A 17416-nucleotide genomic window follows, 5' to 3' on the forward strand; every position below is an offset into this window, starting at 1 on the left:
AACCAATTCTAAAACTTAAAAAAAATGGCAAAAGATATAAAATTTGATATTGAAGCACGCGACGGGCTTAAACGCGGTGTGGATGCTTTAGCAAATGCAGTAAAAGTAACATTAGGTCCTAAAGGCCGCAATGTAATTATATGAAAATCATTTGGTGGTCCTCAAGTGACTAAAGATGGTGTTTCCGTAGCAAAGGAGATTGAGTTAGAAGATGAGCTTGAAAATATGGGTGCTCAAATGGTAAAAGAAGTAGCTTCTAAAACCAATGACTTAGCAGGTGACGGAACAACCACTGCTACAGTATTAGCTCAAGCTATTGTAAAAGAAGGTTTAAAAAATGTTGCCGCAGGCGCAAATCCGATGGATTTGAAACGCGGTATAGACAAAGCCGTTGATGCCATTACATCTGACCTAGAAAAACAAGCTAAAAAAGTTGGTAATTCGTCAGAAAAGATTCAACAAGTAGCTTCTATTTCTGCAAACAATGACGAAACCATCGGTGAGTTAATAGCAGAAGCTTTTGGTAAAGTTGGTAAAGAAGGAGTAATCACTGTTGAAGAAGCAAAAGGTACTGATACTTATGTCGATGTCGTAGAAGGAATGCAATTCGATAGAGGTTATTTATCACCTTACTTTGTAACTGATGCAGATAAAATGATCTCAGATTTAGAAAATCCATACATCTTGTTATTCGATAAGAAGATTTCTAACTTACAAGAAATACTTCCAATATTAGAGCCTGTAGCACAATCAGGTCGTCCATTATTAATTATTGCGGAAGATGTAGAAGGTCAAGCTTTAGCGACTTTAGTAGTTAATAAATTACGCGGTGGTCTTAAGATTGCTGCAGTTAAAGCACCTGGTTTTGGCGACAGACGTAAAGCAATGTTAGAAGATATAGCCATATTAACAGGAGGTACGGTCATTTCTGAAGAAAGAGGCTTCTCTCTTGAAAATGCTGACTTATCAATGTTAGGAACTGCAGAATCTGTAATGATTGATAAAGATAATACAACAATCGTAAACGGAAACGGTAAGTCTTCAGATATCAAAGCAAGAGTAAACCAAATAAAAGCACAGATAGAAACAACGACATCTGACTATGACAGAGAAAAGTTACAAGAGCGATTAGCTAAGTTAGCTGGTGGTGTCGCTGTATTATATGTTGGTGCAGCATCTGAGGTTGAAATGAAAGAAAAGAAAGATCGTGTTGACGATGCTTTACACGCAACAAGAGCAGCTGTAGAAGAAGGTATTGTTGCTGGTGGTGGTGTTGCCTTAGTGCGTGCTAAGAAAACACTAGAAAAAATAACTACTGATAATTTAGACGAAACAACAGGAGTACAAATCGTAAATAAAGCTATTGAAGCACCATTAAGAACTATTGTTGAAAATGCTGGCGGTGAAGGTTCAGTTGTTATTAACAAAGTATTAGAAGGAAAGAAAGACTTTGGTTATAATGCAAAGTCTGAGGAATATGTAGATATGCTTAAAGCTGGTATTATTGACCCTAAGAAAGTAACACGTATTGCATTAGAAAATGCTGCTTCTGTTGCTGGAATGATTTTAACTACAGAATGCGCATTAGTTGACATTGCAGAAGATGCTCCTGCAATGCCTCCAATGGGAGGTGGCGGAATGCCAGGTATGATGTAATGGAAATTCGTTATAGATAAACATTGATCTTAGTCAATGACAAAACAAAAAGCCTTTGATATTTTCAAAGGCTTTTTGTTTTAATTTTCTAGAAATGGATTTGACCATTTTTCGTTGCTATAAACGTCTTCACCAGTTAAGGTTTCAAGAAATGTAACAACAGCATTCATTTGATCTGGAGTCATTTCTAATTGCTGCGGATTGTTACCCGGTCGTAACCTATTATCCAGATCTGGATTATTAGTTTCTATATCATTATAATGCGCAAGAACATCTAAAAGTGTTAATGCAGACCCATCGTGAAACAAAGCACCATTACTTTGACCATTTGGTCCTATTACATCTCTAAGTGTTGGAGACCTTGTTATAGTAATATCGATATCATTAGATCCAAAAACACCTATCACACCATTATTCCTGCTATTTGAGGCAAATGAAAATTCCGGTGCACTGTGGCAACCTGCACAACCAAAACCACCATCTATTCGCACTCCTTGATTATCAAAATTCGGTGGTTGCATAAATAGTTGTTTCCCTAAATTCTCTTGATCTGTAAAATTAGGAAATGGTTGATTTTGGCTGTTTACCACTGCCCTACCCTCATCGTATTTACTATCAAACGACTGGATACTTCTAATAAATTGTGCCAAGGCATTCTGTATCCTTGCTTCTGTTATTACTTCGGTACCGAAAGCTCTAGTAAATAATTCTGGATAATACTCAATTGCTTCAAGTCTATTGATTAAGTCGTCAAAATCTGGAGCACCATTCTCCCCACTAAAGCCCATTTCTGCATGATCTCTTATTGGCATCGTTGTTTGCGCTTCTAAAGAATTTGCTCTTTCATCCCAAAAGAAATTAGTCTCATCGCCAAATCGGGCATTAATTAATCGCATAGAATGCCTACCCGTTAAGCCATTCGCTCCTATACTTACAATCTCGTTATCGCCAAAGGCAAAGGCTTGTTTATGACAACTTGCGCAAGCGACTGAATTATTTTCAGACATCTTATTGTCGTAAAATAAAATCCGTCCTAAAGTTGCACCTTCATCAGAAATCTGATTTCCATTTGGCGAATTATCTTCTTGAATATAATCAGGAATATCTTGATTTTCATAATTATTAAGATCATTAAAATCTATACTAAAATAGTCCGATAAGTTAACAGTTGTTCCATTTCCATTGTCAACGACATTATCATCATCCGCATTTATCATACCAGAATTATCAGAGACACAGCCCATAATCATAACACAACTTAAAGCTATTAGAACATTTTTCATTTAGACCAGAATTATGAAGTTAGGCAGAGTTTTTCTATGATTTAGTACATTAAACTGGGCAACATTCAAGTTTAAAAAAAAGATGCTCTGCTTATTTAATTTACTCTTCACTAGCTTAGACCGTATTAAAAGAAAAAGGTTTAATGAAAATAACATTTGATGATTTAGGATCAATAAAGCAAAGAACATCATGACCTTAACTATATACTATTATGCGACGCTTAAAAAGCTTAAGAAAGTACTAATAAGGATAACTTGGGCAATTGCTTTATTTACAATACCCATCACGACTTCATACAAAAGAGGAATCCCAGTTTACGAATAAAGATTCTTTAAAAAAATGATACAAGCTTTAAGAGGTTCGTTAATGTTTAAAGAAATCGCAACACAGTATGGTATAGAAGGTAGTGGTCGTATTTTTAAAATTTCAAATGAAAAAGCCTGAATCTAGATTCAGGCTTTTGTTTAGTTTTTATTGTCTGATTTTTTCTTTTCTCCTTCACGCGCCTCAATGACATCCTTGCTCCTATACTTGCAACAAGGATGAATAGCTTCATAAGCTTCATCAGTAGCTTTGATAGCTCTAGTATCATGACCAGCATCTGCTAATTTCTGAGCAATTGATTTTAAATCAGTTTTACGCTCATCATAAATAAGTTTTAGCACATGAGTATCAACATTCCACACCGCAGATTTTACTCCCTTGGCACGAATGGCTGCTTTTTCAATACGCGCTTTACACATACCACAAACACCATCAACCTCCATTCTAGCCTTAGCATTCTTATTTTGAGCAAATGATATACTCGATAATACTACTGTAATAATTAAAAGTACTTTTTTCATTATATAACGTTTTATTGTATTCTATACCGTAATCCAGCGTAATACATACTTCCAAAAATTGGACCATACACAAAATTACTATCAAAATTAGATCCAAAAGGATTATCAGAACTAATAATAGGATTCGTTTGCCTAACATCAGTTACATTTTCACCACCTAAATACAATTCAAAGCTCGGTGAAAACACCTTGGTAATTTGAAAATTTATCGTTCCAACTGTTGGCGAAAATTCATCAAGTTGAAACTCAGGTGAACTTAATTCAGTACTAGGAAATCGTTGGGCATCAACCCAATTATAAGTCACATCAAATTTCCATTGACTTCCATTATCTTGCTCCTTAGTCTCATAAGCTGCATTAGCAAATAAACGGTTTTTTGGTATTAAGGGTTTCTCTAATTTTCCCGAATTATAGTCGGTTTTAATGTCATAGTATTTATATGCCGTTCTTAGGTCAAAACCTTCAAAAGCATTATAGTTAAACTCGACTTGAAAACTATTGGCATAACTTTCACCTTCCAGATTATAAAAATTGATTTCAAAAGGATTTTCCCAATCGACGACGACCTGATTTTGAAACTCAGTTCTATAAAAATCAAAAGTAACATCAGCTTTACGGTTAAATAAATTAAAGCCTTGTAGATAGCTCAAACCATAATTCCATGCAATTTCAGGATTAAGTCCATAGATTTTTCCACCTGAATTAAGAATGTTAATTTGTCTTGAGCTCGAAAATAAATTCTGGTTTTCTGCAAAAATATTAGCACTTCGTTTTCCTCTTCCTACTGATGCTCTAAATGCTGACTTTTCCCATGGAGTGTAACGCACATGTAATCGTGGAGTGATAAAAAATCCAAGACGATTATGCAGATCGGCTCTTACACCAGCCGTTAAGGTTACTTTATCCAAATCATCGTAAGCATATTCAAAGAATGCACCAACTGAATTTTCGATACGCTCAAAATCAGTCGTATTTACTAATTCGTCATATTGATCATACGTAAAACTCACTCCTGTTTTAATCTTATGGCGAGAATCTGAAATGATACTATTATAGACAAGGTTGGAGTAAAAACTATTGTGCTTTATGTTATATGCATTAAGTCCAAAATAAGACACTTGATTATGATAACTAAATGCCGATTGTAATCCTAAACTTTGATGTGGTATTTCAGGATTAACATATCCCAGTTTAGTCATGACTTCAAATCGGTCTGTATCGATTTCACTTCCCCAAAAATTAGTGGTTCCTCGGTCTCTTGATGGATTAAAATCTATCTGACCCGACTGCACATTTTCATTTAAATATCTCAGACTAATAAAACTTACGATTCCTTTTTCTCCGTTGGTATACTGCCAACGATTCATAACATTTATCTGTTCCTTAAGTGGCACATCCAAAAAACTGTCATCATTTCTATCAAATTTTTGATTCCTGACATTTCCATGAACATAAATTCCTGTATTCCATTTATCCGAAATCTTTTGATTAAAATGCGTATTTAATTCTAAACGACCATTTAGTGAACCATAAGCATTCACAAATAACCTATCATCAGTAGCGGGTTTCACTAATTCTGCATTAATCTGTCCTGCAATACTCTCAAAGCCGTTAACAACACTCCCAGCTCCTTTTGTAATTTGAATACTCTCTACCCATGTCCCAGGAATAAAACTTAGTCCATGAGCTTGAGATGCTCCTCTAACAGCTGGAATATTCTCAGTAGCAATTAATACGTATGGAGAATTTAATCCAAGCATTTTAATCTGCTTATTACCTGTAACTGCATCTGCAAAGTTCACATCAATTGAAGGATTGGTTTCAAAACTTTCTGATAAATTACAGCAGGCTGCTTTTAATAGTTCATCACTACTAACAAATAAGGTATTAGTGGCTTTTAAATAAGACCTAGAAGTTGCATTCTTTCGAGAGGTTAAAGTTACTGTATCTAACTCATCAGCAGGTTGTAAAACATGTTTTATATAACGGTTTTCTGCAACCGATATCGTATCTGTTTTAAAACCAACATAGCTAATTACTAATTTCTCATAAGAAAATTTATAAGGAATAGAAAAAGTTCCATCTTCATTGGTAATGCCACCAACCGAAGACCCAAGCCAATACACATTGGCGCCAGGCAATGGTGATTGATTTGTGCCATTAGCTTCTAACACAATGCCTGTTAGTTGTTCTTGCGCAGATGCAAAAAGCGTAAAGAATATTAAAAAAATTATAATATATGTTTTCATTTATTTGATTTATAAGTATAACAAATAGCGCACATTTGCTGTACGCAAATAGCCAAAAGTTATACTAAATCAAATTAGAAATGTCTCGTGTAAGACCTGTATGTCTTGAATTATCCTGGGGGGATTATAATCTTGATAAGATACTTCAGGTTCAGTTATATCTTCAAAAAGTTGAAAATAGGTATGGGTAAAGGCAACTATTAATTGTTTTTGAAGCCCTTCAAGATCATCCATAGATTTAGCAAGTAGATCATCCTGCCCCTGAATAATATTGACCTCGTCTTTACAGCAACCTTTAGATTTTATAGCTTTGCCCGAATCCATAACAGCCATCTCCATGCCGCACTTATTGCTTTGAGAAAAAATGGCTACATCGACTAAAATATCGCCGCAAAAATGCTTTTCCACAGTTAAGGATAATGTAGAGACAAGCACAATTAGCGCCATTAACACTGAGGTAATTCTATGCGACATTTTAGGTTTCACATTGCAAAGGTATAAATTTTCAAAAATTAAAAAGAAAATTAAAGAAATCTTAACGGTTGAGTTTATAGTAGTAAAACGCTGGTAATAATAGAATTAAACCAATTGGTTGTATTAAAAACCTACGCACATTAAAGAACAAATAATAGTCTTCTTGTCGTGGATTAATTACAAAATACAAAAACGGAATTAAGAGTAAAACATAAGCCAATGCATATAAAACAACAGAGAATTTAATCATAATCTTATCATTGTAAATAAGATAGAGAATTCCTAAAGATGCAAGCGTATTGAGTAAATATCTTAAACTTGTAAAGAGAACTAATTTAGCGACCTCGCGTCTTGGGTTATCGATGTATAAATAGTCATTCTCAAAGAATGTAAGATATGGATCGTAAAACAAAACACCCTCAAAACCACGGATAGCTATTAATACCAAGATTAAAATAAATACTAATATGTAACGTGTTAACTTAGGCATTAGACTTCAAAGATTTTGAAAAACGATTAACCCAGAACATCCATAATAAAAAGACTGTTCCGTAGATGAGCATTGGAAAAATAACATTATGTAAAATTTCACGTCTCCATGGGTAATGATATAATCCTGCAGATAAAATAACTATCCTAATTAAATTGAAGGCATAAAGAATAATTGCACCAGCAAAGCAGTACAAAACGGTAGTTTTAAATTTTCCAGAAAATGCGATAATGAAGGACAGAAAGAGAATAATAATGCTTAAGGCATTACAACCTTCAATTACTCGAGCAACATACTTTCCATTTATAATAATTTTCATAGAAGCTTCATCTGGATGTGGTAAAACACTGGCCTCATATCCAATACCATTAAGTAATGTATTGGTTTGTCTTGCGACTAAATTGGTCATATAATCGGGATAAAACTTAGAACCATCAGAAAAACTCAAGTATAAATGATGTCCTACAGTTAGCATTCCATAAACAGCTAAAAATGTGATTATGAATCGAATGACCAGTTTATATTTTGTTATTAATTCTCTCAGTTTGTTTTATATTAATCTGATTGCTGTTAAATTTATGAAAACCGTAATTTATAATTCAATCAATTGGATATTTTTGCCAAAAAATTAGTTATTCATGGAGCTTTTAACATCTTTAAAACCTGAAATTAAATCCATAGTAAATCAACTCGATGTAGCAGTAGACGAGCGTCTTTATAAAATTTGTGAAGTTTTAGAAGCAAATATCCAATATTACAACTGGGTTGGCTTTTACTTTAAAAATGGTGACAAAGACGAATTAAAACTTGGCCCATATGTTGGTGAACCCACAGACCATACTATCATTCCTTTTGGAAAGGGCATTTGTGGACAAGTGGCGGTAAGCAATCAAAACTTTGTTGTGCCTGATGTTTCTGCTCAGGATAACTATATCGCCTGCAGTATTACGGTTAAAGCAGAAATTGTAATTCCAATTTTTGTAAATGGCGAAAACATAGGACAAATAGATATAGACTCAAATACTCCAGACCCCTTTACAGAAGCAGATGAACGATTTTTAGAATTTGTTTGCAAAGAAGTAGCGGAAATTATCTAACCTTTTTATTAAGAATATCTTTTATTTTAAGTAATGATAATGCAATAATACTCAGCATTATTAAAAGCAATAAGGTATAAGTAATAAGAATGATCCAATAATTAAAATTACTGAGATCCCAAGCCCAATTCACGGTTTTGTTGAATCCTACAATTTCATTAGAACTTAAATAGATTAAGGAAAACAGGATTAAGACTAAAGAAATGCTAATAAAGTATTTTAAAAAGCGTTTCATCTAAACAATTTACATTCCTGTTCTAATAGCCTCCACAGGATCAAGTTTTGAAGCAGAAATAGCCGGGATGACACCCGAAATTAGACCAATAAAACTTGATAAGGCAAATCCTAAAAACATATTCCCAAACGACAGCACAAATTCAAAATCCTCCCCCACAACACCATTCATAATTTTGGCGATAATCCAAACAAGAACAAGTCCAATTAAACCACCTACTACAGCTAAGATCACAGCTTCAAACAAAAACTGGAATAAGATAAAACGGTTTTTAGCACCTAAAGATTTTTGAATACCGATAAGATTAGTGCGTTCTTTAACGCTAACAAACATAATGTTAGCAATTCCAAAGCCTCCTACCAACAAAGAGAAACCACTTATTATCCACCCTATTACATTAAGACTCCCGATAAGGGACTCTATTACAGTTACAAAACCAGAAAACCTAGAAATAAAAAAGTCATCATCTTCGTCTACCTTTAAACCACGATAAACTCTGAATTTTTGCTTTAATTGACTCTCAAAAGCACCCATATCGATATCACTTTTTGGCTTTAAGATTACTGCTAAAAATTGACCTCTTCGTTTTGTGCTTTTAAACTTTCTTACAAAATTTACCGGTATAAATACTTGTTCATCTGGCGAATCTCCAATAGTACTAGCACCCACTTTTTTTAGAACACCAATAACAGTAAGTTTTCGGCCATACATTCTAACCTGTTTTCCGACAGGGTTGGATTTTCCAAATAAGCTCTCTGAAATTTTATAACCCAATACAATAACTGGAGATCCTGACACCGACTCTACTTCAGAATAAAATCTCCCCAATTCTATATCTAAATTGGATATATCATAAATACCGTATGTCGATAAATTAACATCAACATTTGAGACTGTTTCGCCTTCATAACGAATTGTTTCTTGTGCTCCAAACCATCCATAAGCTGCCGTCTCAATTCCAGGAACATTTCTACTTATGAATTTGTAATCTTCATATTGCATTGGCTCAAAATTTTCACGCTTCCATTTAGGCACGTCTGTTGGTCCAAACGAAAAATGTGTGACATATGTGGTATTTGAGTCTATACCTTCTAGATTCTCGCGAATATTTCTATCTAATGAGTCAACTGCAGCCAAAACTGCTATTATCGAAAATATCCCAACCGTAACACCAAGAAGGGATAAAAACGTACGTAGTTTATTATTTCTCAGTGCATTTAAAGCAAATGAAAAGCTCTCTCTAAAAACTCGCAAATAGACTAGCATAGGTTGGCTGTTTTAAAACAATTTAAAGATAGGACGTTTTCAACAATTTATTGTTACAAAAAACTTAAATAAAGTACCATATCTACTTAGAACTTACTGGTTAATATCCTTATTTTTGCAGCTTTAAATCACAACACAACACTATGAATAACAAAACGATATCCTCAGCACTGATATCTGTATTTAGTAAAGACGGATTAGAGCCAATTGTAAAAAAACTAAATGATTTAAACATCACCATCTATTCTACAGGTGGGACTGAGAAATTTATAAAAGATTTAGGCATAGATGTCGTACCTGTTGAAGAGGTTACTTCATACCCATCTATTCTGGGAGGTCGTGTTAAAACATTACACCCAAAAGTATTTGGAGGTATTTTAAATCGTCAAGATCATGATGGGGATGCAACTGAATTAGCAGAATTTGAAATCCCTCAAATTGATTTGGTAATTGTGGATCTTTATCCATTTGAAAGAACAGTTGCTTCAGGAGCTAGTAATCAGGATATTATTGAAAAAATAGATATTGGCGGTATATCATTAATCAGAGCTGCAGCAAAAAATTATGCCGATGTTACATGCGTATCTTCGGTTGAAGATTATTCAGAATTTTTAAAATTACTTGAAACCAAACAAGGTGAAACTTCTGAAGAGGACAGAAAATTATTTGCAGCAAAAGCATTTAATGTGTCTTCACATTACGATTCTGCTATATTTAATTATTTTAATAGCAAGCATGATATAGCTGCTCTTAAAATAAGTGAAACTAAAGGCAAGGTCTTACGTTATGGTGAAAACCCACATCAAAAAGGATTCTTCTTTGGTGATTTTGCAGCAATGTTTACCAAACTCCATGGTAAGGATTTAAGTTATAATAATCTATTGGATGTTGATGCCGCGGTAAATCTTATTTTAGAATTTAAAGGTGAAGACCCAACTTTCGCTATTCTTAAGCACAATAACGCTTGTGGTTTCGCTCAGAGAGATACCATTCATCAAGCTTATGTAGATGCTTTGGCAGGTGATCCGGTCTCGGCATTTGGTGGTATTTTAATTAGTAATACCGAAATCGATGAAGCCACTGCTACCGAAATTCATAAACTGTTCTGTGAAGTTGTGATTGCACCTTCTTTTAGTGACGATGCTCTTGAAATTTTAAAAGGTAAAAAGAACAGAATATTATTAATTTTAAATGATGTTGAATTACCCAAAACTACAGTAAGAACATGCTTAAACGGTGCTCTGGTTCAAGATAAAGATGCAAAAACTGATAGTTTAGATGATCTGACCACAGTTACGAATACGGTACCTACTAAGAGTGAATTAGAGGATTTAATATTTGCTTCTAAATTATGTAAACATACAAAATCCAATACCATAGTATTGGCTAAAAATAAGCAGCTTTGCGCTAGCGGAACCGGACAAACGAGTCGGGTTGATGCACTAAATCAAGCCATTCATAAAGCAAAATCATTCAATTTTGATTTAAATGGAGCTGTAATGGCTAGTGATGCATTTTTTCCATTTCCAGATTGTGTAGAAATTGCTGACAACGCTGGCATTACTGCTGTTATTCAGCCCGGTGGATCAATAAAAGATGAATTAAGTATTAACTATTGTAACGATAATAATGTTGCCATGGTCTTTACAGGTATACGTCATTTTAAACATTAACATTAAAAGGCTTATAATTTACTTAAGGAAACTAAAAAAGGGCATTGTAACGATGCCCTTTTTATTTAAACCAATAAACCACGAGCTTTTAATCAGTTTTTAATAACTCGTTTTACAATTCTACTTCCAATTTCTGCTTCGATGATATTTATAAAATAAGTCCCATTTGACATATTACTCATATCAATAGTAGCTTCATTGTCTATGACGGCACTTAATGCATAAACTTGCTTTCCTAAAGTATCAATCACTTCAATTTCAACATCTATAGCGCTTGTTCCTGAATAACTAATATTAACAATACCTCTTGATGGATTTGGATAAATATTAACATCAAAACTCAAATCAAACTCATCAATACTTAAAGCATCACAGGCAGTTCCCGTTAATCTTGTTACAGAAATTGGGTTTGAAAAATCATAACACCCTAATAAGTCAGAGACGTTTGTGGCTGCGCCTAATCCAATAACCTGTGTATCTTAAGTACCAGATATCACACACTCCTGTTGGAGCTCCTTCTAAATTAAATCCTCCTGCCGGTTGCGTGGCTGGTAATCCTAAAATATTTCCTGTAGCTTGGTCTGTGATTACCCATGTTGAGTTATCGCCAGATAAGACACTCATGTCTACAAACTCTACTTCAATTAAATCATCAGTGCCTTCACCAACACAAATCTCTACTGTGTTGTCTGTTGTCCCTGCAATTTGAATTGCACCACCTTCAAAATGGCAAACTGCCCATGCAGCAGCTGAACCACCTGTAGCCTTTGTATATGAACCATTGCCATAATGCATTATCCCATCGTCCTGCAGTTACAGCTTGTCCAACTCTTGAATGGTTTGCCGCTCCCCATTGTACATAGGACACTAAAACGTTTGGGTCCAAAGAACTAAAACTATTTATACTGAATAAGCTTAAACCATCATCTGACGCTGTAACAGCACAAGATAATGTAACAGATTCATTCTCCATTAATATAAAATCACCACTTATAGGCATAACAGCTCCAACCCTTTCATTGGTACCAGGACCTAAGCAGAGCCAATAATTATCTAGATTTACCAGAGAATATCCCATATTAGTAATCGTTAAAACGTCGGTCGCAGGGTTCACACTGGTAACTGTTACACCTTGAGCTGATAGCTCAAAATATCCTGCAAAAAATAATGATAAGGCCAATAGGCTTTTCATTACTGTTCTAAATTGTAACTTTTGCTTCATCTTTTTAATTTATTTTATTCGATAGCTAAAATTACCGGTCACCGCTTACTAAAAATGTTAGACAGCTAACAGAACAACAAAAAGACTTTATTGAATTGAAAATCAGGTAAAAAAGAATGAATAATTCTATGATTTGTTAGAATTTCAGAATCTAACTAATCACATGTAGGGAAGAACACTATTTCTTAACCTAATTATACTGTAAAAAAAATAGGTAATAGATATCTATAAGGTTAGATATAACGTATAATTTAGTACATTTACGCTTAGTCATAAAATTTGACTAACTAACCCAAATAATTTAAGAGTAGCGCATGGGATTTTTTGATTTCCTGACAGAAGAAATAGCCATAGATTTAGGAACAGCAAACACCTTAATCATACACAACGATAAAGTTGTGGTTGATAATCCTTCTATTGTAGCCAGAGACCGAATTAGCGGAAAAATCATTGCCGTTGGTAAAGAGGCTAATATGATGCAAGGAAAAACACACGAAAACATCAAAACAATTCGACCATTGAAAGATGGAGTTATTGCAGATTTTGATGCTTCGGAGCAAATGATTAGTTTATTCATTAAAAATATACCCGCGCTAAAAAAGAAATTCTTTAATCCAGCATTAAGAATGGTTGTTTGTATTCCATCAGGAATTACAGAAGTTGAAATGCGTGCCGTAAAGGAATCATGTGAACGTGTCAATGGAAAAGAGGTTTATCTCATCCACGAACCCATGGCTGCTGCTATAGGTATTGGCGTTGATATTATGCAACCTAAAGGAAATATGATTGTTGACATTGGTGGCGGAACTACTGAAATCGCTGTAATTGCACTTGGAGGAATTGTATGTGATAAATCGGTTAAAGTTGCTGGTGATGTCTTTACTAACGATATCATATACTATATGCGTACTCAGCACAACTTATATGTTGGAGATCGAACAGCAGAGAAGATTAAAATACAAATTGGTGCTGCTACAGAAGATTTAGAACTACCACCTGAAGACATGAGCGTCCAAGGACGTGACCTTCTGACTGGTAAACCTAAGCAGGTCAATATTTCTTATCGCGAAATAGCAAAAGCTCTGGATAAATCTATTTTAAGAATTGAAGACTCTGTAATGGAGACACTTTCTCAAACACCACCAGAATTAGCAGCTGATATTTATAACACAGGAATTTACTTAGCAGGTGGTGGATCTATGTTAAGAGGCTTGGATAAGCGATTATCTCAAAAAACGGATTTACCAGTTTATATTGCTGAAGACCCTTTAAGAGCAGTAGTGAGAGGAACAGGAATTGTTCTTAAAAATCTTTCTAAATACAAAAGCGTATTGATAAAATAAAAAGGTAATTAATGCAACAAATCATAAATTTTGTTATTCGAAACAAAACATTTCTGTTGTTTTTATTGCTTTTTAGTGTTGCTTTAGCCTTAACTATTCAATCACATTCATACCACAGAAGTAAATTTATTAACTCTGCCAATGTACTGTCTGGTGGGGTTTATAGCACTGTGAGTTCCATAGATAAGTACTTTGACCTTGAAAAAGAAAATAAAATATTAGCTGAAGAGAACAAACGACTAAGAGAGCGGTTACTAAATAATTCAAATGCATCACATACATCTGGTATTGACACAATACTCTCAGAGAAAAAATACCGCATAACGATTGCCGAAATATTTAAAAACAGCTATTCACGCACGAACAATTACCTCACAATTAACAAGGGTAACAAGGATAGTATTAAGCAAGATTTTGGTGTTATAACATCTAAAGGTATCGTTGGTATTGTTGATAACACGTCAGACAACTATGCCACTGTCCTTTCTATTTTAAACAAAAAAAGTAGAATTAATGCGAAGCTTAAGTCCTCAGATCACAAAGGGTCGTTAACATGGGATGGAAATTCACCTTTCATTACACAACTTGAAGATATTTCAACTTTTGCCCCTGTAAAGGTAGGTGACACAATCGAAACCGGTGGAGAGTCTGCTATTTTTCCCAAAGGAATTAGCATTGGAACGATTGAAAGTTTTGAAACTGATATCTCTGGAGACACCTACACTTTACAAGTGAAGCTGTTTAATGACATGACTAATATCAGAAGCATCTATATTATAGAACATCTTGATAAAAATGAGATAATAAATCTTGAAAGCAGCATAGATGAATAGTGTTACACTCTCAAATAGTATTCGGTTTATTCTGTTACTTCTGGCACAAGTGATTATTTGCAATAACATAAACTTTTTTGGTTTTATTAACCCATACATATATATCCTATTCATATTTCTTTTTCCAATTAGAAAAAATCGAATGATTTTATTACTTACAAGTTTTTTATTAGGTCTACTCATTGATATTTTTTCCGACTCAGGTGGAGTTCATGCTGCAGCGGCAGTTTCCTTAGCATATATTAGACCTATTTTGCTCAAATCATCTTTTGGAACCTTGTATGAGCATCAAAGCGTAAAGTTTAGGAATACTGAACCTGGAAGCCTAATTACATACCTCATTTTAGGAACATTACCTCATCATTTAATTCTCTTTTCCCTAGAAATATTTAACATTTCAAGTATACTTCTAATTTTAAAGAAGACATTATTTTCTAGTATTTTTACTATTATCTTAAGTCTTATAATTATCATTTTATTTAGCCGAAATAAAAAATGAGAAAGTTATTACTTCTAACTGTTGTTGTATTAGTAGGCCTTGTCTTTATAGCACGCTTATTTTATCTACAGATTTATAGAGGTTACGATTACAATATCTTTGAAGATAGTGCTATTAAAAAAGAATTTACCTATCCTAAACGCGGCTATGTTTATGATCGAAATGGCACTCTTTTAGTCGCCAATCAACCTTCATACGATGTTATGGTTATTCCTAGAGATGTCGAAGCACTAAGTGAGGGAGATTTAAATGAGTTTTGCCGTTTATTAAAAATCACTAGGGAAGACTATACTAAAAAATTAGATCGGGCTAAAAATTATTCATCGCGCTTACCCTCCCCTTTTGTTGTACAGTTGTCCAAAAATGACTACGCCATTCTTCAAGAAAAAATGCGTAAATACGTTGGGTTCTATATTCAAAAACGATCTTTACGATCTTATCAAACATCAATTGGGGCGAATGTTTTAGGTGATATAGGAGAAGTAAACAGATCTATTATCAAAAAACAACCTTATTATAAACTTGGGGATTTAATTGGGAAGCAAGGTGTTGAAAAAACTTACGAAACGACCTTACGCGGAGTTAAAGGAATTAGATTTATTCAAAAAGATCGATTTAATAAAAACATCGGTCCATACAAAGAAGGAATATATGATACACTACCAAAGGCAGGTAAAGACATAACCTTAACCATAGATTCAAAACTCCAAGCCTATGGTGAAATATTAATGACCAACAAACGCGGGGGCATTGTTGCCATTGAACCAAGCTCAGGTGAAATCTTAGCCATGGTTTCTGGACCTTCCTATAATCCTAATTTATTAGTTGGAAGAAACCGTTCTAGAAATTTCAATAAACTCTACCGAGATAGTATAGCGAAACCTCTTTTTGACAGAGGACTTCAAGCCATGTATCCCCCTGGATCCCCTTTTAAAACACTTAATGCATTAATTGCTTTACAAGAAGGTGTGGTTACCAAAAATGATCGCTTTAGTTGCTCTATGGGCTACCGATACGGAAATAGAAAAATGGGATGCCATGCACACCGCAGTCCAGCAAATATGAACATCGGCATATACGAATCTTGTAATGCATATTTTGCCAATGTTTATAGAAGAATCATGGATAAATATGATTCCCCTGCGGAAGGAATGGACAATTGGAGCAAGCATATTAAAAGTTTTGGACTTGGAAACTACCTAAATAATGACCTTTCAGTAGGACAACCAGGAAAAGTCCCTACTGCTAATACGTATAACAGAGCCTACGGTGAAAACAAATGGTATACTACGTTCACGCTATCAAATGCAATTGGACAAGGAGAAGTATTAGCAACACCAATACAATTAGCAAATATGGCCGCAGCGATTGGTAATCGTGGATATTTTTACACCCCGCACATTATAAAAAATATAGAAGAAGATACCATACCTTCAAAATTTACCACACCAAAGTACACAACGATTGATAAGCAGCATTTTAAACCTGTGATTCAAGGAATGTATGATGTTTACAACAAAGGCACAGCAGATATGCTGCAGGTCAAAGGCATTGAAATATGCGGAAAGACAGGAACCGCTGAAAATTTTGCCATAATTGATAGTGTTAAAACACAATTAACAGACCATTCTATTTTTGTTGCTTTTGCACCAAAGGATGATCCAAAAATTGCCATAGCTGTATTTGTTGAAAATGGATATTTTGGAAGTCGATTCGCTGGACGTATGGCAAGTTTAATGATTGAATATTATCTAAAAGGAGAAATTTCAAGGACCGATATGGAAAATTTTGTACTGAGGCACTCCTTAGAACACGAGTATAATAAGCCATTTTCTGGGGAACCTTTTGGAATTAACAGACAAACTACCCTTGAGGCTATAGATGAAAAGGACTTTCAAAAATTACTACAGTTAAAAGCAGCCATCCCCAAGTTATAGATTATGCTAAGAGAAAACCAAAGGCGATTTAAATTCGATTGGATTACAATACTTCTATTTTTAGCTTTAGTTGGATTTGGCTATATCAATATATTGTCTGCCTCTCATTTAGGAGAAATTACCAATTATTTAGACACTTCACAACTCTATGGCAAACAACTTATTTTTATTGGATTAGCGCTAGTTTTAATAGTTCTAATACTCTCATTTGAAGCTAAGTTTTATGAACGGTTTGCAAGTATCATTTATATAGTAGCAATACTAGCTCTAATAGGACTATTTGTTTTTGGGAAGGATGTTAATGGAGCTCGAT

The 17416-nt window shown here is 34.3% G+C and carries 18 protein-coding genes and 1 pseudogene; 8 read left to right on the top strand and 11 right to left on the bottom strand.

Going from position 1 to position 17416, the window contains the following annotated elements:
• The first annotated feature begins 24 nt into the window (after positions 1 to 24).
• Positions 25 to 1656 (top strand): annotated as a pseudogene (gene groL, locus HRU49_RS08230) (chaperonin GroEL).
• 80 nt (positions 1657 to 1736) lie between these two features.
• Here groL and HRU49_RS08235 read toward each other — a convergent pair.
• The 6 genes from HRU49_RS08235 to xrtF all read right to left on the bottom strand — a co-directional run bounded on the left by HRU49_RS08235 (position 1737) and on the right by xrtF (position 7473).
• Positions 1737 to 2939 carry a cytochrome c peroxidase gene (locus tag HRU49_RS08235; protein ID WP_296356030.1) on the bottom strand — a complete coding sequence of 401 codons (1203 nt, stop codon included), beginning with the start codon at positions 2937 to 2939 and terminating at the stop codon, positions 1737 to 1739.
• A 465-nt stretch (positions 2940 to 3404) separates the two neighbouring features.
• Complete coding sequence (locus HRU49_RS08240; RefSeq protein ID WP_296356032.1) at positions 3405 to 3785, bottom strand: heavy-metal-associated domain-containing protein; 381 nt, start codon at positions 3783 to 3785, stop codon at positions 3405 to 3407.
• Positions 3786 to 3796: 11 nt separating this feature from the next.
• Positions 3797 to 6034, bottom strand: a complete 2238-nt coding sequence (locus tag HRU49_RS08245; protein ID WP_296356034.1) for a TonB-dependent receptor — start codon at positions 6032 to 6034, stop codon at positions 3797 to 3799.
• A 69-nt stretch (positions 6035 to 6103) separates the two neighbouring features.
• Positions 6104 to 6508, bottom strand: a complete 405-nt coding sequence (locus HRU49_RS08250; protein ID WP_296356036.1) for a hypothetical protein — start codon at positions 6506 to 6508, stop codon at positions 6104 to 6106.
• A gap of 61 nt (positions 6509 to 6569) precedes the next feature.
• Positions 6570 to 6998, bottom strand: coding sequence for an exosortase F system-associated protein (locus HRU49_RS08255; RefSeq protein WP_296356038.1), 429 nt, complete (start codon positions 6996 to 6998; stop codon positions 6570 to 6572).
• The gene (gene xrtF, locus HRU49_RS08260; protein WP_296356040.1) at positions 6991 to 7473 is read right to left on the bottom strand and encodes an exosortase family protein XrtF; all 483 of its coding nucleotides are present in this window, start codon (positions 7471 to 7473) and stop codon (positions 6991 to 6993) included. The genes HRU49_RS08255 and xrtF overlap by 8 nt, the downstream gene beginning before the upstream one ends.
• 163 nt (positions 7474 to 7636) lie before the next feature.
• Between xrtF and HRU49_RS08265 the strand changes: the two genes are divergently transcribed.
• Complete coding sequence (locus tag HRU49_RS08265; RefSeq protein ID WP_296356043.1) at positions 7637 to 8095, top strand: GAF domain-containing protein; 459 nt, start codon at positions 7637 to 7639, stop codon at positions 8093 to 8095.
• Here the strand turns inward: HRU49_RS08265 and HRU49_RS08270 are convergent.
• Both HRU49_RS08270 and HRU49_RS08275 read right to left on the bottom strand, forming a co-directional pair.
• Positions 8088 to 8330, bottom strand: coding sequence for a hypothetical protein (locus HRU49_RS08270; protein WP_296356045.1), 243 nt, complete (start codon positions 8328 to 8330; stop codon positions 8088 to 8090). The two genes, HRU49_RS08265 and HRU49_RS08270, sit on opposite strands and share 8 nt — an antisense overlap.
• A gap of 9 nt (positions 8331 to 8339) precedes the next feature.
• Positions 8340 to 9596, bottom strand: coding sequence for an ABC transporter permease (locus HRU49_RS08275; protein WP_296356047.1), 1257 nt, complete (start codon positions 9594 to 9596; stop codon positions 8340 to 8342).
• A gap of 143 nt (positions 9597 to 9739) precedes the next feature.
• Here HRU49_RS08275 and purH point away from each other — a divergent pair, with 143 nt between their 5' ends.
• Positions 9740 to 11269 carry a bifunctional phosphoribosylaminoimidazolecarboxamide formyltransferase/IMP cyclohydrolase gene (gene purH, locus HRU49_RS08280; protein ID WP_296356049.1) on the top strand — a complete coding sequence of 510 codons (1530 nt, stop codon included), beginning with the start codon at positions 9740 to 9742 and terminating at the stop codon, positions 11267 to 11269.
• A gap of 92 nt (positions 11270 to 11361) precedes the next feature.
• Here the strand turns inward: purH and HRU49_RS08285 are convergent, their stop codons facing one another.
• The 3 genes from HRU49_RS08285 to HRU49_RS08295 all read right to left on the bottom strand — a co-directional run bounded on the left by HRU49_RS08285 (position 11362) and on the right by HRU49_RS08295 (position 12491).
• Positions 11362 to 11613: a T9SS type A sorting domain-containing protein gene (locus HRU49_RS08285; RefSeq protein WP_296356051.1), complete on the bottom strand. Its 252-nt coding sequence runs from the start codon at positions 11611 to 11613 to the stop codon at positions 11362 to 11364.
• Between the two features lie 91 nt (positions 11614 to 11704).
• Positions 11705 to 12064: a hypothetical protein gene (locus tag HRU49_RS08290; protein ID WP_296356053.1), complete on the bottom strand. Its 360-nt coding sequence runs from the start codon at positions 12062 to 12064 to the stop codon at positions 11705 to 11707.
• Positions 11991 to 12491, bottom strand: coding sequence for a hypothetical protein (locus HRU49_RS08295; protein ID WP_296356056.1), 501 nt, complete (start codon positions 12489 to 12491; stop codon positions 11991 to 11993). Before HRU49_RS08295 ends, HRU49_RS08290 begins: the two co-directional genes overlap by 74 nt.
• Before the next feature lie 314 nt (positions 12492 to 12805).
• On the opposite strand from HRU49_RS08295, the gene HRU49_RS08300 reads away from it, so the two are divergent.
• The 5 genes from HRU49_RS08300 to HRU49_RS08320 all read left to right on the top strand — a co-directional run.
• The gene (locus HRU49_RS08300; RefSeq protein WP_185788245.1) at positions 12806 to 13834 is read left to right on the top strand and encodes a rod shape-determining protein; all 1029 of its coding nucleotides are present in this window, start codon (positions 12806 to 12808) and stop codon (positions 13832 to 13834) included.
• Between the two features lie 11 nt (positions 13835 to 13845).
• Positions 13846 to 14667 (top strand): rod shape-determining protein MreC, encoded by an 822-nt coding sequence (gene mreC / locus HRU49_RS08305; protein ID WP_296356061.1) that lies wholly within the window; start codon positions 13846 to 13848, stop codon positions 14665 to 14667.
• A 142-nt stretch (positions 14668 to 14809) separates the two neighbouring features.
• Positions 14810 to 15166 carry a rod shape-determining protein MreD gene (locus tag HRU49_RS08310; RefSeq protein ID WP_363146516.1) on the top strand — a complete coding sequence of 119 codons (357 nt, stop codon included), beginning with the start codon at positions 14810 to 14812 and terminating at the stop codon, positions 15164 to 15166.
• Entirely contained in the window at positions 15163 to 17103 is a 1941-nt protein-coding gene (gene mrdA, locus HRU49_RS08315; protein ID WP_296356065.1) for a penicillin-binding protein 2, read from the top strand. Before HRU49_RS08310 ends, mrdA begins: the two co-directional genes overlap by 4 nt.
• 3 nt (positions 17104 to 17106) lie before the next feature.
• Positions 17107 to 17416: FtsW/RodA/SpoVE family cell cycle protein (locus HRU49_RS08320; RefSeq protein WP_296356067.1), on the top strand; the 310-nt coding region annotated here is incomplete at its 3' end.

The sequence above is a fragment of the Winogradskyella sp. genome (assembly GCF_013213975.1).
In the GTDB taxonomy this organism is placed as follows: Bacteria; Bacteroidota; Bacteroidia; order Flavobacteriales; family Flavobacteriaceae; genus Winogradskyella.

Coding starts and splice junctions, on each gene's coding strand:
- HRU49_RS08275 (WP_296356047.1), bottom strand. CDS start 9,596: ATGCTAGTCTATTTGCGAGTTTTTAGAGAGAGCTTTTCATTTGCTTTA.
- mrdA (WP_296356065.1), top strand. CDS start 15,163: ATGAGAAAGTTATTACTTCTAACTGTTGTTGTATTAGTAGGCCTTGTC.
- HRU49_RS08245 (WP_296356034.1), bottom strand. CDS start 6,034: ATGAAAACATATATTATAATTTTTTTAATATTCTTTACGCTTTTTGCA.
- purH (WP_296356049.1), top strand. CDS start 9,740: ATGAATAACAAAACGATATCCTCAGCACTGATATCTGTATTTAGTAAA.
- HRU49_RS08240 (WP_296356032.1), bottom strand. CDS start 3,785: ATGAAAAAAGTACTTTTAATTATTACAGTAGTATTATCGAGTATATCA.
- mreC (WP_296356061.1), top strand. CDS start 13,846: ATGCAACAAATCATAAATTTTGTTATTCGAAACAAAACATTTCTGTTG.
- HRU49_RS08295 (WP_296356056.1), bottom strand. CDS start 12,491: ATGAAGCAAAAGTTACAATTTAGAACAGTAATGAAAAGCCTATTGGCC.
- HRU49_RS08300 (WP_185788245.1), top strand. CDS start 12,806: ATGGGATTTTTTGATTTCCTGACAGAAGAAATAGCCATAGATTTAGGA.
- HRU49_RS08235 (WP_296356030.1), bottom strand. CDS start 2,939: ATGAAAAATGTTCTAATAGCTTTAAGTTGTGTTATGATTATGGGCTGT.
- HRU49_RS08255 (WP_296356038.1), bottom strand. CDS start 6,998: ATGCCTAAGTTAACACGTTACATATTAGTATTTATTTTAATCTTGGTA.
- HRU49_RS08265 (WP_296356043.1), top strand. CDS start 7,637: ATGGAGCTTTTAACATCTTTAAAACCTGAAATTAAATCCATAGTAAAT.
- HRU49_RS08310 (WP_363146516.1), top strand. CDS start 14,810: ATGATTTTATTACTTACAAGTTTTTTATTAGGTCTACTCATTGATATT.
- HRU49_RS08270 (WP_296356045.1), bottom strand. CDS start 8,330: ATGAAACGCTTTTTAAAATACTTTATTAGCATTTCTTTAGTCTTAATC.
- HRU49_RS08250 (WP_296356036.1), bottom strand. CDS start 6,508: ATGTCGCATAGAATTACCTCAGTGTTAATGGCGCTAATTGTGCTTGTC.
- HRU49_RS08290 (WP_296356053.1), bottom strand. CDS start 12,064: ATGCATTATGGCAATGGTTCATATACAAAGGCTACAGGTGGTTCAGCT.
- xrtF (WP_296356040.1), bottom strand. CDS start 7,473: ATGCTAACTGTAGGACATCATTTATACTTGAGTTTTTCTGATGGTTCT.